Source organism: Paenibacillus sp. J22P15, from assembly GCF_056269345.1.
Map to the genome: position 1 here is coordinate 23,566 of NZ_JBWDNT010000030.1, position 16,249 is coordinate 39,814.

A 16,249-nucleotide genomic window follows, 5' to 3' on the forward strand; every position below is an offset into this window, starting at 1 on the left:
GTAATATTAACAGAAATCGCTGCAGTGCTTTATTGAAGTGAAAATAAATTTAATAAGGGGTAAGATTGTGAAAAACTGGAGAATACTCAAAGTGTTTTTATCTATATCTTTAGTGTTTAGTATTACTTTTTTTAATTCTAGTATATATAGCTCAGCTTCCTCAAAGTCAGACATTAAAGATTCCTGGGCAGAGGATGTATTGAATGAGTGGGTAGCAAAAGGGTGGCTTAATGGTGATCCAGATGGATCGGTTAGACCCAATGATAATATCACTCGTGCAGAATTTTCCATACTTTTAAATAGGGCAATGGAATTTTCACAAAAAGGTAACAAAGTGTATACAGACCTAAATCCTGATACATGGATGTATGAACCGATGATGATTGCTGTAAATGCAGGATATATGAAAGGATACGATGATCAAACGATTCGTCCTCATAAAGCAGCAACCAGGCAAGAGGTTGCAGTTATGTTGGAAGCTCTATTGCCTGAGCAGAATAAGGCTAGTATAGCGATTTCTTACTTTAAAGATTATGAAAAAATTGCTAGTTGGAGTTATTCTGCAATTAGCAGACTTGTTTCTGAGGAGATTCTCAATGGCTATTCTGATGGCTTTTTTAGACCGAATAACAATATAACTCGTGCTGAATCCGTTGTCGCGATAAATCGTATAATTCAGCTAATAGATAAGCTTAAAAATAGAACTTACGATAAATCTGGCGTTTACGGTCCAGAAACAGGGATAGAGGTAATTGAAGGAGACCTCATTATAGAGACTTCTGATATTACGCTGCAAAATATAGTCATTAAAGGGAAGCTTATTGTTAACAGTAAAAATGGCCCTGTTCGTTTAACTGTAAAAGAAAATACATCAGTTGGGCAGGTGTTATTACTGTCCGAGACGGAGCTTAGTGAATCAGCTTTAACTGGAACTGGTTTTGAGAACGTAGTGGTGTCAAGTGAGTTCCCGAAAAATAAAAAAGTAACGTTTTCAGGCGTTTTTGGAAATGTTGAAGTATTAGCTGCGGGTACAAACATCATTGTGCATACTGATTCGTCTATTCGTTCTCTAGATTTGAATGCGAAAGCTAATATAAGAGGAAAAGGAAAAATTGAGCAGGCAGTAGTAAATGATGGTGCCGAGGGCAGTTCTTTTGAAATAAGACCAACAAATGTGAGCGGCTCACAAGCACATACCATTGTTATAATAACAGAAGAGGATACAACTATTTATGGTGGAGGCACCTCAATACCTACTCCGAGTCCAACAATAACACCCACTCCAAGCCCAACAACATCTGTGACTCCGAGTCCAACAATAACACCTACTCCAAGCCCAACAACATCTGTGACTCCGAGTCCAACAATAACACCTACTCCAAGTCCGACAACATCTGTGACTCCGAGTCCAACTCCGGATAACAATGACTGGAGCAATATGATTTTATCTTATGGTTCACCTGCAGTTGCCTGGGACTCGGAGGGTACGTCTTATGGAACTCCTATAGGTAATGGCTTTTTTGGAGCGAAGCAATTAGGCGGAGTGGAGGAAGATGTTTTTCAACTGAATCATAAAGGATTCTGGTCTGGTGATCCTGCTTCTATTGATATGCTGCAAGAAGGAGGGCCGGGAAGCTACGGTGGTACATCAGCTGATCGTTTAGCAGCTTTTAACGACACGAGAACTTTATTAGCGGAAGCATATAGTGAAGGAATGACATACGAAGCTAAATTGGCAAAATTGAAAGAAGTAGATCGTGAGGCTCAAGAAATGTGGGAATCTCCTTATTTAAGCACACATTTGCCTCTTGGGAAGATGAAGCTTCAATTTCCAAAGTTAAAAGATAATGATGTACAAAATTATAAGCGAGAGTTAGATATAGATGGCGCTACTTCTAATGTCTCATTCAGCAAAGATGGAACAACCTATACACGTCAAGCTTTTACTAGTTATCCTGATAAGGTGATGGTTGTAAAAATTAGTAATGACGGTAATAAACCAATGGATATGAATGTAAATATGGAACTGCATAATCAGATGGTTGGTAAAGTTGCAGATAACAAAGTAACGGTTGATGCGGCGAGCAATGAGCTTGTAATGACAGGCAGGGCACCTGTACTTGATCCTTCAGCAGGAAATGAAACTCCTTGGCAGACTGTTCAATCAGTTCACTTCTGGGATGAAGATAGAGGAGTGACCTTTGAATCTCGTGTTAAAGTGATTCCAACGGGTGGTAAAATTACAGCGAAGGGTGATCAATTATCTGTGTCAGGCGCTAAGGAAATTTTACTAGTTTATTCAAGCGAAACTAGCTATAAAGATATGCACACTGATCCGTCTAATAGTGGAATTGATGTATCAGGAAATGTTCGCAATGCCATTGATAATGCTGCAATAAAAACATTTGATGAATTGCTTGCTGCTCATCAAAATGATTATCGTTCACTGTATAGAAAGTTGTGGATTGACTTGAAAGGCGATTCTATTACTGCAAAAAATGGAGCTTCGATAACACCATATCAATATGCTAGACATTATCAGTATAGTCGCTACCTCATGATTTCTGTTGCGAGAGAAAATGCTGTTAATCTCCCGAACAATTTGATGGGGATGTGGAATTATAAGTGGTATCCGGAAAACGAAGGATCATATTTCTTGAATGAAAACTTACAAAAGTTTCATGCGCTTTTAGGTCCAGCTAATATTGTAGAGATTGGTGAGCCTTTGTGGAAATGGACAAAAGACTTAGCTGTTAATGGCGCGGAGACGGCAAAGGATAGCTTTGGAATTGAAAATGCTTGGATGGTTGGCCATAGTACAGATGCTTGGGGTAAAACAGATTTATATGGTTTGAATACCCATTGGACTAACTGGACTAGTGGTGGTCTTTGGTTAATGAATGACATTTATAATATGTATGAATATAGTCAAGATATTGAATATTTGCAAGAGATGTACCCTGTGTTGGAAGGGGCTGCCCGTTTTGCTCTTGGAACACTAATGAAAGTAGACGGCGTTTACGGCGAGCTTAAAGATTATTTGGTCATTGCTCCATCGGGATCTGCAGAACATTGGTTTTCGGTTAATGGGGATAAAATAAGCGGAGTAGATATCAGCTCTGCAGGTGATGTACAGATTTATCAAAATTTATTCAATATTATTGCGCAAGCATCTAAACAATTACAAAGTGCTGGTATTGCAGTAGATACGGATTTAGTCAATGAGGTCAAACTTGCAAATGAGAAGATGATTCCACTCGATATGTACATTACTCCAGATGGGCGTATGAAGGAATGGTATAACGAGTATAGCTGGGGGGAAGAGTATCATCGCCACGCTACACACTTACTCGGTCTGTTCTTGGGATATTTGGATATTAATGAAAGAAGTAACCCGGCTATTTTTGAAGCCCAGAAACGAGAATTGCTTCGATTAACTAGTTTTGGCGGGGGCTTTCATCCAGATGATATGACGATGTCGATCCATGCTGGAATTCCAACATGGGGATATAGCAACTCTCAACATGGCATACTTGATTCCGGTTATAAAAATGATGATGTCATGTATTGGGGGCCAATTGCTGGTGGCTCCATTGCAGAGACAATGCTGGATAGCCGATTTGAAGAGTTGAATATTTTACCTGCGCTTCCTGAAGAATGGAAGACAGGATCTGTTTCAGGTTTGCGTGGTCGAGGTGGATACGAGCTTAGCATCTCTTGGGAGAATGGGGAGCTTGTGAAGTGTGAAATTGTATCTCCTACGGGTTATACTCCATTTGTACGCTATAAAGGGGATGCTATTGATTTGAGCAGTGATTCACGTTTTGTTTTGAAGCGTGCGGATACTACGTTAGATAAACTGATCGTTGAAGCAAAAGAGAAATTGGATGGTCCATATACAGCGGCTTCTTTACAAGCTCTGGGCGATGCGATTGGAACAAATAGCTATAATAATATTTCTGCTGCCTTATTGAACTTAAAGCCTTATGAATTAGAGGCGACAGTATCTATTATAGCTGAAAATGAACAAATCCTGCTTACTAGTTTTAATGAAACATTACAATTTACAGCTGAATCGAATATTCCAAATGCCGAGTACATTTGGCAGGTAACTACATTGAATGGAGAGCCGACAGAAGCTGCGATTATCGATCAGACAGGGCTTTTGACGGCGAAGGAAACAGAACGGTTATTAGTAACTGTTGCTTTGAAGGGGATGCCAAAGATTAATGCTGGTTTTGAAATTAATATCACACTTCCTGAATTAACAAAAGAAATTGTCGATGACAGAGATAGTAGGTTGACCTATATAGGTCCTTGGAATGACTGGAGTGACTGGAAGCACTTGAATGGAACGATTAAGTATGCAGATATATCTAGTGACGAAGATTTCTCTGTTGAACTGACATTCGAAGGAGTAGGAATTGAGTTTGTTTCTTCTCGTGGAAGTGATATGGGTGCCGCACGTATTGAAATCGATGGTGTAGTAGTTGAAGAAAATCTTTCATTACGAGGCGATGGTATTTGGCCGTTTTATGTTTTCAAAAAAATGGATCTAACTGATGATCAGCATACAATAAAAATTACTAAAGTTAATCCGGGGGCATACTCCGAAAATGGTTTGCAGGTTGATGCATTTATTGTTTATAAAACAATAAACAATGAATAATAATAAACGTGAAATGAGTTCATGAGTAAGGCAGTTGAATAAATACCTATGTAATAGTGAAGGGCTCCTGTAAGAAGTTAAGGATATTTATCCAACAAGCCTCGAACCCAATTGGGTTCGAGGCTTGTTTCGTTATTAAAGCGGTTGAAGAGTTTTCGACGCACGGCTTTCCTGAATCAGTACTGAAGAAATAATAATAAGTGAAATAAATACCAGAACAATTGGAATGACAAATATGGAAGGGTCATACCCTTCAATGAATAGCGGTAACAAATATCCGATTAAGGATGCCGTCAGTGAAATGAATACGTACAAACTCGCACCGAATCCGGTTCGACCTGCAAACATGCGCTGCACATACCCCATAGCCACTCCGTACAGGATGGATACGAAGAAAGAATAAACCGGCTGAATGAGGAAAAAAACGATCAATGGCGAGTGCAAAGCATAAATCGAATAAGTGATAAGCGCACCAAACCCTCCGAGTAATATAATTTTTTTGCTGCCGTATTTCGCCGCCCAATAGCCCGCAATGGTCATGAACAACAGCTCGAATACGGCTTGGGCGCTCCAAATATAGGACATGTACTCGGGCTTGCCGAACAATGATTTTACGACAAGCGGCAAGTACAATCCTCGAATCGCGTCTGCGCATGCTAGAAGCAGCAGCGCGATCAGCATAATGATGGAAAGCGGCTCGCTTGCTCCTGAACTTGTTGGTTTCTTCTCCTCAGACCGTTCTCGATAGAACAACAGCAGAATAACGAGCAATCCGTAACCTGCAAAATTCCCCCATAACACGCCTTGAAACGTGGCGATCAAATACAAATTCGCTCCTGCCAGCAAACCACAAAAAAATCCAACGCTGTACCCAGCTCGCAGCCAAATTTGTGCCATCTCTACTAAATCTCCAGCCAACCTAGCAAAATGATTGCGAGACATTGCGAACAATTGTCCCATAATTAGTCCGGATGGAGCGCTCACAACACACATACCAACCAGCGCCTGAACATATCCTTCTGCACGCATGTAAATCAACAAACCGCCGAGACATAGCGATGCTGCAGTAATAACCAGTTTTTTTCTGCTGCGCAGCTTATCGCTGAGCAGTCCGACGGTGATCGTAGTTCCCATATTGAGCAGCAGGGACACAACGAAGATAGATACGACTTCCCCCTTTGACAGCCCGATGCTTTCACTTAAATAAATAGCGTTCATCGGAGCTAGTATTCCCATGCCGATGCCGTAGCAAAATAGTGTAAAAAGCATCTTACCTGCTCCATCGACCTGCAAAAAACGTTTCATATCTGCGGCAACACGCATCTTTACTCTGCTCCAATCTTCTAATGATCTTTCCAAATCATTACAAAGTGTAGCTCACTTTTCTTGTATTGTCTAGAAATAAACAGTGATGTGAATACTTGTGAAGCCATTGATCGAGATAAAGTATTTGTTCATTGTTTAGACTGACCGTTCATATTATAATGTTGCTTAGAGAAGGATGAATATCATATTTTTTCCATGTTGGTCGCAGCGCAGCGAATTGGCGACTCGATGGTCTCTGACACGACTAAACACAAACGGCAGAAATGCCGTTTTTTTGTATAATTATGAGCATATATTTTAATGTAAACAATAAAAGGATCCAACGATAACGGAGGAAATTATGAATATCCTACTAAAGACGGAGCTTTGCCAAACTTTTAATATTCGTTATCCGCTCTTTTTGGCAGGAATGGCAGGGGGGCCAACAACGGTAAAGCTGGTAGCGGCGGTGTCTAATGCTGGCGGACTTGGAACGCTGGGCGCAGCTTACATGGAGCCCTCTGCCATTCGAGAAGCGATTCTCGAAATCCGTAAGCTGACTGATAAGCCTTTTGCTGTTAACCTTTTTGTGACTCAAGCCTTGGACGATAACACTAGAATTGAAGAAGCGCAGCGAGAGTTAGATCGGATGCGGGATGTGCTTGGAATTAACCATGCGGCTGCGGATCACGTGACGACACCAAATCTTTTTGAGAAACAATTTGCTGTTTTACTTGAAGAAAAGGTACCCGTCATCAGCACTGCATTCGGTGTTCTGCCTGAACCTTTCATGCGGCAAGCTAAAGCAGCTAAACTACGCGTTGTTACGATGGTAACAACAGTGAATGAAGCTCTCGAGGCAGAGAAAGCCGGTTGTGATGCTATTGTTGCACAAGGCAGCGAAGCGGGCGGGCACAGAGGAACGTTTGATATTACGGAGCACCCGCTGGGCGCCAATATCGGGACGTTTGCTTTGGTACCACAAATTGTGGACCGTGTTCATATTCCTGTTATTGCTGCAGGAGGTATTATGGATGGACGGGGGCTCGTTGCCTCATTAGTTCTAGGAGCACAGGGTGTTCAGATGGGGACACGATTTCTGACAGCTATGGAGTCTGGTGCACATCAGGCTTACAAGCAGGCACTGCTCGATAGTACGGAAGAAAGTACAGTCATAACGAAAGTGTTTTCGGGTAGGCCTGCAAGAGGAATACGGAATGCATTTATTAGGAAATGGGATGCAAGCGGCATTGAGCCACTTCCTTTTCCAACCCAGAATAGTGCGACTCGTGATATTAGAAACGCCGCTAATATCCAGAATAATCCGGAATATATGTCATTGTGGGCAGGACAAGGGACTAGGCTTCTGACATCGGGCCAAACAGCTGAGGATATTGTTGCTGAGACGATCCGACAAGCACTTTCGATATGTTCAGATAACAAGTGAACTTTCCTTTGGGAGGTTGTGATCTGCTTGATTGATAAAATTGTAATAATTACCGGAGCAAATTCGGGGATAGGCAAAGCTGCAGCTTTAAAATTTGCAATCGAAGGATATCGTGTGATTATGGCTTGCCGCAATATGGTGACTAGTAAAGTAGTACAACGGGAAATCATCGAAGCTTCCCACAATACTAAAGTAGAATTAATGAAGCTGGATGTTTCTTCTTTTGAGTCTATTCGAACATTCTGCTCAGCTTTTAAAACCCAATACCCGCGTCTGGACGTTCTCATACATAACGCTGCTTACTTAAATCATGGAGAGAAACAATATAAGCTTAGCCCTGAGCATATCGAATTATCATTTGCTACAAATACGTTCGGCCCCTACTTAATGACCAATTTATTGGCAGATCATCTTGAAAAATCACAAGATCCGAGAGTACTTCACGCTTGCACGACAAATATTAAAAATTTCTTCGATCCAAAAAGGAAAATCGACTTCGATAATTTACGAGGGGAATTCCAGGACACGCGGCGATATAGCGCATATAAGATGTACGGCGACTCCAAAATGGCTTTCTTGATATTAACGTTTAAAATGGCAGAACAATATAAAAGTCAGGGCATTAAAGTCAATGCTATTCAAATCAACCGTGTCAAACTTTCTAAAGAAACGATTAGAAAACTAAGTCCTATTTGGAGAGTGCTTGCGAGTGTTCAAAATTTAACTAGTCCTATGCCATCCGGCATGGCAAATAACTATTTTCATATTTGCACATCAGATGAATTTAGAAATGTTACAGGTCAGTTAATCAACCATAAGAGAGAAATAGATCAGCCATCTACAAGCGAAGTGGGCATTGCTCAAGTGAAGAATATATTTGGTACGGGCACTTACCCTAAATATGCGAATGATAGTCAAAATGCTGAAAAATTATGGAGTTTGAGCAATGAGTTAATTAAAGCTAAGGTGTGAACTTCCTTCTCATGCTTCAGACCGTACTTAGAATAGACGCTGTTTGCACTCATGCTACATAGCTGGTGCACATCGCAATGAGGCAGGAACCACTTCTTAGGAGGTGGTTTTTTTTGTTTTGGTGGATTCTGCACGCAGGAAACGATCTGGCTTTCGTCCTATCAGATGGAAGGATGGGGGGATCTTTTATAGTGGAGAAGTACGACGATTGGAATTTCCTCTAATAAGTCACCAAACTGTTGGCATGGAAGTCATTTCATTATGTTTGCTATGGCTTGCGGACAGACGATCCGCTATTTCATCGTTTTTGTCATTTTGAGTGTGCAAACGGATAGGAGATCCGCTATTACTTATAATTTGAATGAAATAGAGGGCTTCCTGCGAAAGCGCCTGCAGAATGTAATGTAGTGACTAATGATAATCACATTAAGTCATATTGAATATATTTATAAATTCATTTTTAAGGGTTTAACAAGGTATTAATAATGAAATATAGTTTCATATCTTTGATAGGGGCTGAAATATGAAAGGGAATTGTGCTAATTCTTACTTGATATGCGCTAGAATCGTTGTGACAACCTATATTTACAAAGTATAAGGAGTATGCTGCTGTGAAAAATATAATACTCACAAATAAAATTATATTGAATATATTTAATTCAATCGTTATACTGATGGTGATCAAAGTGTCTTTTTAAACAGTGTCAATCGGTGAATGTCGAAGAATCGGCAAGGAGGTTGTAAATTTGGTCAGAAGCCCGCCTATATAATCGGAATTCGAGCTAGACCTATGTTTTTTCTTTTGGAAAATACGTTTATGAAAACGTTTTATAAAGGGGGAGACGAGTTGCCTAGGAAAGCCATTAACATTATTTCAATTGTGCTCGCAATAGCAATTGCATTTGTGGTCTATTCGATGTGGCCTGAGAAGAAAGAAGGCGTTCATTGGCCGAAAGACCAGGCTCTGCCATCCTTCCCAGAACCAGCACCCGTTCTTGACCTTATCAGCCTCTACAACAAGTTAATCTACGAAGCAGAGGACGCTGAATATGGTCATGAGATCGGAAAAGTAGATGGGGATGGTTGGATCGCGACAGCCGGCACAGATAAATCGGGTGTGCTGTTTAACTCCAAGGCGATAACGGATGTACCCGAAGGTGACAACAAAGCGGTGTTTTATATGAGTGTGGACCGATTTGCAGATGAGAATGGAAACGTGGCCGAGCTTGAAATCCGCGATCAGGCGACGGGCACAGTTCTGGGGTCATTGGAAGTTACAAACTGGGATTTCCGAAATGAAAACGCATCACAAGATTTTGAGGTTCCTTTCACCTCTCCCGGCCTTGGTCAGGCACTTGAATTCAACGTTGTCTGGACGGGGAAGTCGACGATAAAGCTGTATGATGTTCAGATCACTTCTCCGATGAGGGAAGAGGAAGTTGGAATGTTCGAAACTCTTAAAGGTGTGGTTAACAAAACAAAACCGCGCATTTATGACGACAGCCGCAGCGACGAAGGAACATCATGGTTGACGGCGCTCGGACTGGGTTACAACAAAATTAAAAATAATTGGGAGTTATTGACCAAATATCGCTCTGAAATAAGCGGTATAGTCATTTATGATCCAGAAGTTAAGGATACTTATAACTTAGCGACGACCATTGCCGGTTTGAAAAGTGCGATCGTCGTTCCTCCTTCACTGGTCGAGAAGCTTACCGGTGATCCTTATAAACTTCCGGTACTGGAAGATCTGCGGGGTAAATTCAAAACCAATATTGAGGTGTATGAATTTCTTTATGATGAGTACTGGCCTAAAATTACCCATCGGGTTCTCGTTGGGCTGACGCCTGACATCAAGATACACCTGCGGGACTATGCGATGGGTATTGAGGCGGCCATCGTCTGGCTTAACCCGAATGTTCCCGAAGAAGAGGCTCTACTAAACAAATTCATGGAGAATATGCCATATGGAAGCGGTCTTTATCTTGGGTGGTGGCCGGATGAAGGGAAAGGTGTATCAAAAACCTCTGAGTTCGGTTTGGCTACCGTGGCAGCGGATTTCTCTTCCAATCTTTCAGTTCTCAGCGGTACTTCCAGAACGATCACACCGGCGAAAATTCCAGATAAGCCGCCACTGGAGAATAAAGTCTATGTGTCTTATGTTATGAGTGACGGGGATAACCTTCAGTATATGGAGCACTATTTCAGTAAACTGTGGGCTTTACCAAACCGGGGGGAAGTTCCGATCGGCTGGACGGTATCACCTCTGATGGTAGACGCAATGCCGGGGATTTTGAATTATCTTCACGAAACGGCAACAGAAAACGATGCTCTTATTTCTGGTCCGACGGGTCTGGGTTATACTTACCCGAATTTCTGGCACGATCAAAAGGGGTTAGACAGCTTTTTCTCCCGCACGGATGATTATATGAAGCGAGGGGGATTGCGTGTGCTTACCGTCTGGAATACGGTCAAAGGAGTAACGAATCCGAATGTTGGAAACAGCATAGCGGAGATGGCTCCATCGCTTCTCGGTTTTACTTCGCAGGGTGGCACCGGCACTATTGAGACTTACCAAAACTCTATGCCTGGTCAAGAGCTGGATGTCGTCTATGGTTCCTCGGAAGGGGACTTGATTTTCCCAATTCAGAAGGCGATTGAAAAATGGGATCGGAAATCGCCCCTTTTTGTAAGCATTCAGGCCAATCCATGGGAAGTTCGTTATCAAAACTTTGTGAATGCTTATAATATGTTCAAGGAAAACAAGGACATCGTTTTTGTTCGACCTGATACGTATTTTCAATTGATCCGTGAGAGCAAAAACTTGCCGATTGATCCGTTGGCGCAATAGTGTTTTAGGTGAAAGAATCTTCGTATCATTAGGTCAGCCAGAAACGTCTGGTTGGCCTAGTTCTATAGGTGCAGTATGATGGTGATAACGGTTGTGTCACCTTCATCTAGTACTTGCTGGAGTCTTCGATCTCCGACGGATGTTTCATTTTACTTATTTGGCCGAAATCTAGCTATAAATGATATACTAAACATACATAAAAAGATTTTAGGGAGATAAAAATGAAAAATGATCGCCAACCACTTTATAGGCAAATTCAGGAATATTTTCAGGAACAGATTAGAACGGGGCAGTTGAAGAACGATGATAAAATTCCTTCGGATAAGGAATTGATGGAACAATTTGAAGTCAGTCGAATTACGATTGCGACTGCACTTGTTCAGTTGGCTAAGGAGGGGTGGATCTATCGAATTCCTGGTCGCGGCAGCTTCGTTAAGGAGGTTGTCGGCGAAGAAGTGGTGAATCCGGGGCTAGCTGTTAGGAAGGGGGAGGGGAAGACAATCACCCTGATCATTCCGACGTTGCAAGATTTTTTTGCTATCCGCTTAATATCGGGTATAAACGATGTGCTGAAGGAGCAAGGGTATTATTTGTATGTGGCTCTCAGTAACAACTGCATAGAAACCGAGAAGAGTTTGATTTTGGAAAATGTTTCAGGAGGAACCTCCGGATTGATCATATTTCCCTGCGATGCGCAGACGTATAACGAGGAAATTCTTGCGCTAAAACTGCGGAATTACCCTTTTGTGCTCATTGACCGATGTTTTGCTGGCGTGGATACGAATTTTGTTTGTACAGATAGCATGGAAGGGGCTAAGCTCGCGCTTAATCATCTTTGGGAGCTTGGGCACCGGGATATTGCAATCTGTTCGGATACGCCGCTTCCCACAATTACCGTCAACGACCGGATTGCTGGTTACTTGGAGGCTTTGAAGCAAAAAGGAGTCATGATTAATCCAGCGATGATCCTCACGGACTTTCAGGTGGACTACTCGGATATCAGGGAGGAACATCCCCTCTATCGTTTCATTCGCAATCGGATGGCGACAGCTTACATCACTCTCAATGCCAGACTCGGGATTTATATTTCCTATGTAGCCAGGCAGGTTGGTCTGAAGGTGCCGGAAGACATCTCTATTGTCACGTTTGACGATCCATCTTCAGGCTTTGACGAATTTGGCTCATTCACGCATATCTCCCAATCGGAGCTGAAGATGGGGAGAGAGGCTGCCGAGATTTTGGTCAAACTATTGGAGGGTCGAGAGCAAGGCAATAAGTACAACAAAATGATCAAGAAACCGGAACTTGTCATGAGATCCTCGACGGGTCAATTAAAAGCTTAAGCGTAGTTATAGTTACTCATTGAGAAAGACTCTGAACGAATAGTCGGAGTCTTTTTTGTTGTCCAAAACATATTGACTATATATAAATAATATTGTATATATTAAATATAATTATTAATGATAGGGGGAGAAGGAATGGGACAAACTGTTCCGTTGAAACGAGCGGTTTCGTTGAAAGAAACGAAACGTAAGCGCTTTCTAGTTCGGCATCGGGATGGCCTGATGGCTGCTGCTATTCTTGGGCCAATGATTTTCTGGTGGCTGGTCGTGTCTGGGTTTCCGACGCTATTTGGTTTTGTTCTCGGTTTTTTTGAATGGATCGGTATACAGGGTCAACCTAAATTTATTTGGTTTGATAATTATGTTCGTTTTTTCCAAGACCCTCTATACTACAATGCCTTGATAAGATCCGTATGGATGGGGGCTCTTGTTTCAGGTGTAACGCTTCTAGCTGGCTTCGGCGCCTCCCTCCTGATGAACATGCCGCTTTTCGGAAAAGGAATATACAGGTCGATTTGGTATATTCCCGCCGTAACATCTACTGTAGCTACAACACAGATTTTTAATATCTTTCTTGATCCCAATAATGGGGTCATCAACAACTTTCTGAAATCAATAGGGAAGGAGCCGGTTATTTGGCAGTTTTCTGTGCCTTGGAGTGTTTTCTGGATCGTTGTTTACTCGGTCTGGAAAGGGGTTGGAGGAGCAGCTTTGATCTGGCTGGCAGGTTTGCAATCCGTGGATGTAACTTTGTATGAAGCGGCAGAAATTGACGGCGCAAGCCGCTTTCAGAAGCTGCTATATGTAACTATTCCCGGATTGAAGCCGATTGCCACTTTCATTGTTATTACCAGTCTGATCGGTGCTATCCAGATTTATGAGCAAGTTATGTTTATTACCGGCGGCGGTCCTTATGGTCAGACTGAAGTGCTCGTCTTTCGGATCTACCGCGACGCATTCTGGGATTTCAACCTCGGCATGGCAGGCGCTTCATCCTTGGTTATGGCGGTTATCGTGTTCACGGCCACCGTCTTCTATTATCGCTGGTCCATCAAGGGAGATCGCGGCAACACGATACCTTTAAAGAGGGGGAAATAAATTGTGGCTTCTGCATCTATACACGCGAAACCGGGACGCAAGCTAAAAATGAGCTCCGTCTTTGCACATCTTGTTCTGGGCGGAGTGGGATTTCTTCTTTTTTATCCTCTGATCTTCATGATATTATCCGGTTTTTTTACGAAAGAGGAATTTACGACCAGCATACTCGGTTTCTTTCCGATTCCTAAGCAGGTTACTTTTGAAAATTACATGATTTTGTTTAAAGGATCATCGGAAACTTCAACACGACTTTACTTTATGAACTCACTTTATCGTACGTTGTACAGCACGTTTTTTGCTATGCTTACCGCATTTTTGGCTGGTTATGCTTTTGCTCGGTTGAAATTTAAAGGAAAAGAAGGATTGTTTCTTACTCTGCTTGCGACTCAGATGATACCGGGAACCATTGCCCTCATTCCGACCTATTTGCAGCTCGCCCGTTGGCCTCTCGCGGGAGGTAACGATATATTTACCGGAGGAACGGGGATTTTGGATACGTGGTGGGTTTACCTCCTTGGTGGACCTGCGATTAATATTATGGGAATGTTTCTCGTCAAGCAGTCGCTTGAGAAGGTTCCGTATGAATTGGACGAAGCGGCGAAGATGGACGGCGCAGGGGCGCTGCGGATTATTTTTCAAATTTTATTGCCTCTCCAACTGCCAATTATGGCTTTTATCGCGATCACGACAGCGCTCGGTACTTGGAATGACTTTGCGACACCGTTCTTTTATACTAGCAGCGACACTTTGCAGACGCTCCCTTCCGCCATTACGCGATTATCATCGGCGGCCATAGGTCCTGTTGGTATTCCTAACTATCCAATGATCATTACACTTGGGCTGGGTACGACGATTCCTGCTTTGCTGATCTTCTTCTTCTTCCAGAAGTATATTGTTCAAGGATTGGCCAATACCGGCATCAAAGGGTAAAAAAATTTGAGTAATCCATATAAAACATATTGAATATATTTAAAATGGTGATATGATTTGTTTACGGAAAACAATCAACTCATTACATATTACGATGGAGGGGTTAACATGAAAAAAGAAACTGTAACCAAATGGGCGGTCTCCGCTCTTCTCGTCACGGCTCTGGCAGGATGTTCCGATGGAGGAAACAACGTAACCGTGAGTCCGACAGCGAGTCCGGAGTCTGAGGACACAACAGTATCTACGCAAACTGCGACGATTAAGGTGCTGAATGAAGGAGCAACAGGTATCGGCAGTGGTAAACTTGGGGAGCTGTTAGCTCCAAAGGAAGCGGAACTGAAGGGGAAAGAACTTGATACTAGCTATACGCCCGGAAAGTCGTTCGAGGCGGATACGTTCAATTTGCATTATCAGACGATCATTTACAACATGCTGAAAGAGAAAAATATCGAAGTCGTTACGGAGGATTGGGGCTGGGGAGAGGCTCTGATCCAGAAGCAAACGGCAGGATTTCTCGCCAAAAATATGCCAGATATCATAGTCGGTGAAACACAAATGAACGGATTTGCTCAGCAAGGGCTGCTGGAGCCTTTCCCAGACAGCCTAGCTGATGAGATACGGGCCAACGTAGCGGATGCTGCTTGGAAACCGATGGAGTATAACGGTGATATTTATGGCCTCGCCGCTCAACCGGGCGTAAGTAGTTTATTCTGGAACAAGGATTTGGTAAGGCAGGCCGGACTAGATCCGGAAAAGGCTCCGACTACCTGGGCGGAACTGGTTGAAAACTCGAAGAAAGTTACGGAAGCCGGCAAAGGAAAATTTTATGGCGGCGGTGTTTATGCGGGAGCTAACTTCGGCGGTTACTTGCGCTATGGCGCTCTGATGATGATCAACGGAGGAGCTTTCGCAACAGACGGAGAGGCTACCTTTAACAGCGATGCAAATATCGAAATGGTTTCTCTGCTTCGGGAGTTGAATGCCAACCATGCTCCGGGACTTATGGTGAATACGAACGAAGGATCTTACTTTGACGCTTGGTCCAAGGGACAGCTTGCTTATCTTATCGATGGACCGTGGCAGTCTCAGCAGGCGAGAAATAACAAAATTGATGTCGGGATGGCTCCAATTCCGCTTTCGCCGAATGGCAAAGCAGGCAATATTACGATCGGCGCCGCATTCCATTCTGTTCCGAAGGACTCCAAAAACAAGGAAGCGGCTTTTGAATATATCCGTGCCATGTTCAGCAGGGACATTCAGCAACTCGTTGCCGACTCCAATGTTCGTTCCCCAATTTTGAAGGAGATCGCAGAGTCTGAGGCCTACCAAAAGGATCATCCGGAGCTCTACACCCATTATCTAGCGATGAGCGGTAACGTACAAGGCTTACCTACATTCGCCAAGGATAACTCGAAAGCGTGGCAAATCTGGGGTGATGCTGTTACGAAGTCGATTATGACTAAAGGCGATATTAAAGCAATTCTCGACGACGCACAAAAAAGAGCGGAAACGGTTTTGAAATAATGGAATAACGAACGGGGGGAGCGGAGCGGTATTCCGCTCTCTTTTCTTTCCTGGTGCAATTCGAATTGAAAAAGTATTTTATACTGCCATAACAAAAGAGACAGCCTCCT

Annotated in this window: 9 protein-coding genes; 8 read left to right on the top strand and 1 reads right to left on the bottom strand. The window is 42.8% G+C overall.

Going from position 1 to position 16,249, the window contains the following annotated elements:
- Positions 1–67: 67 nt before the first annotated feature.
- Positions 68–4,669, top strand: a complete 4,602-nt coding sequence (locus AC0YN6_RS28875) for a glycosyl hydrolase family 95 catalytic domain-containing protein (RefSeq protein WP_475751502.1) — start codon at positions 68–70, stop codon at positions 4,667–4,669.
- 135 nt (positions 4,670–4,804) lie between these two features.
- Here AC0YN6_RS28875 and AC0YN6_RS28880 read toward each other — a convergent pair whose 3' ends face one another.
- Positions 4,805–5,992, bottom strand: coding sequence for an MFS transporter (locus AC0YN6_RS28880; protein ID WP_475751504.1), 1,188 nt, complete (start codon positions 5,990–5,992; stop codon positions 4,805–4,807).
- Positions 5,993–6,335: 343 nt separating this feature from the next.
- On the opposite strand from AC0YN6_RS28880, the gene AC0YN6_RS28885 reads away from it, so the two are divergent.
- The 7 genes from AC0YN6_RS28885 to AC0YN6_RS28915 all read left to right on the top strand — a co-directional run bounded on the left by AC0YN6_RS28885 (position 6,336) and on the right by AC0YN6_RS28915 (position 16,139).
- The gene (locus tag AC0YN6_RS28885; protein WP_475751506.1) at positions 6,336–7,421 is read left to right on the top strand and encodes an NAD(P)H-dependent flavin oxidoreductase; all 1,086 of its coding nucleotides are present in this window, start codon (positions 6,336–6,338) and stop codon (positions 7,419–7,421) included.
- A gap of 27 nt (positions 7,422–7,448) precedes the next feature.
- Positions 7,449–8,393 (top strand): SDR family NAD(P)-dependent oxidoreductase, encoded by a 945-nt coding sequence (locus AC0YN6_RS28890; protein ID WP_475751508.1) that lies wholly within the window; start codon positions 7,449–7,451, stop codon positions 8,391–8,393.
- Between the two features lie 847 nt (positions 8,394–9,240).
- Entirely contained in the window at positions 9,241–11,244 is a 2,004-nt protein-coding gene (locus AC0YN6_RS28895; protein ID WP_475751510.1) for a hypothetical protein, read from the top strand.
- 221 nt (positions 11,245–11,465) lie between these two features.
- Positions 11,466–12,587 carry a GntR family transcriptional regulator gene (locus AC0YN6_RS28900; protein WP_475751512.1) on the top strand — a complete coding sequence of 374 codons (1,122 nt, stop codon included), beginning with the start codon at positions 11,466–11,468 and terminating at the stop codon, positions 12,585–12,587.
- A 135-nt stretch (positions 12,588–12,722) separates the two neighbouring features.
- On the top strand, positions 12,723–13,685 hold the full coding sequence (locus tag AC0YN6_RS28905) for a carbohydrate ABC transporter permease (RefSeq protein WP_475751514.1): 963 nt from the start codon (positions 12,723–12,725) through the stop codon (positions 13,683–13,685).
- A 3-nt stretch (positions 13,686–13,688) separates the two neighbouring features.
- Complete coding sequence (locus AC0YN6_RS28910) at positions 13,689–14,615, top strand: carbohydrate ABC transporter permease (protein ID WP_475751515.1); 927 nt, start codon at positions 13,689–13,691, stop codon at positions 14,613–14,615.
- A gap of 108 nt (positions 14,616–14,723) precedes the next feature.
- Entirely contained in the window at positions 14,724–16,139 is a 1,416-nt protein-coding gene (locus tag AC0YN6_RS28915; RefSeq protein WP_475751517.1) for a sugar ABC transporter substrate-binding protein, read from the top strand.
- The last annotated feature ends 110 nt before the right edge of the window (positions 16,140–16,249 follow it).

Bases quoted from the DNA above. Each gene is read 5' to 3' on its own strand.
- AC0YN6_RS28880 (WP_475751504.1), bottom strand. From the start codon at position 5,992: ATGCGTGTTGCCGCAGATATGAAACGTTTTTTGCAGGTCGATGGAGCA.
- AC0YN6_RS28885 (WP_475751506.1), top strand. From the start codon at position 6,336: ATGAATATCCTACTAAAGACGGAGCTTTGCCAAACTTTTAATATTCGT.
- AC0YN6_RS28900 (WP_475751512.1), top strand. From the start codon at position 11,466: ATGAAAAATGATCGCCAACCACTTTATAGGCAAATTCAGGAATATTTT.
- AC0YN6_RS28905 (WP_475751514.1), top strand. From the start codon at position 12,723: ATGGGACAAACTGTTCCGTTGAAACGAGCGGTTTCGTTGAAAGAAACG.
- AC0YN6_RS28915 (WP_475751517.1), top strand. From the start codon at position 14,724: ATGAAAAAAGAAACTGTAACCAAATGGGCGGTCTCCGCTCTTCTCGTC.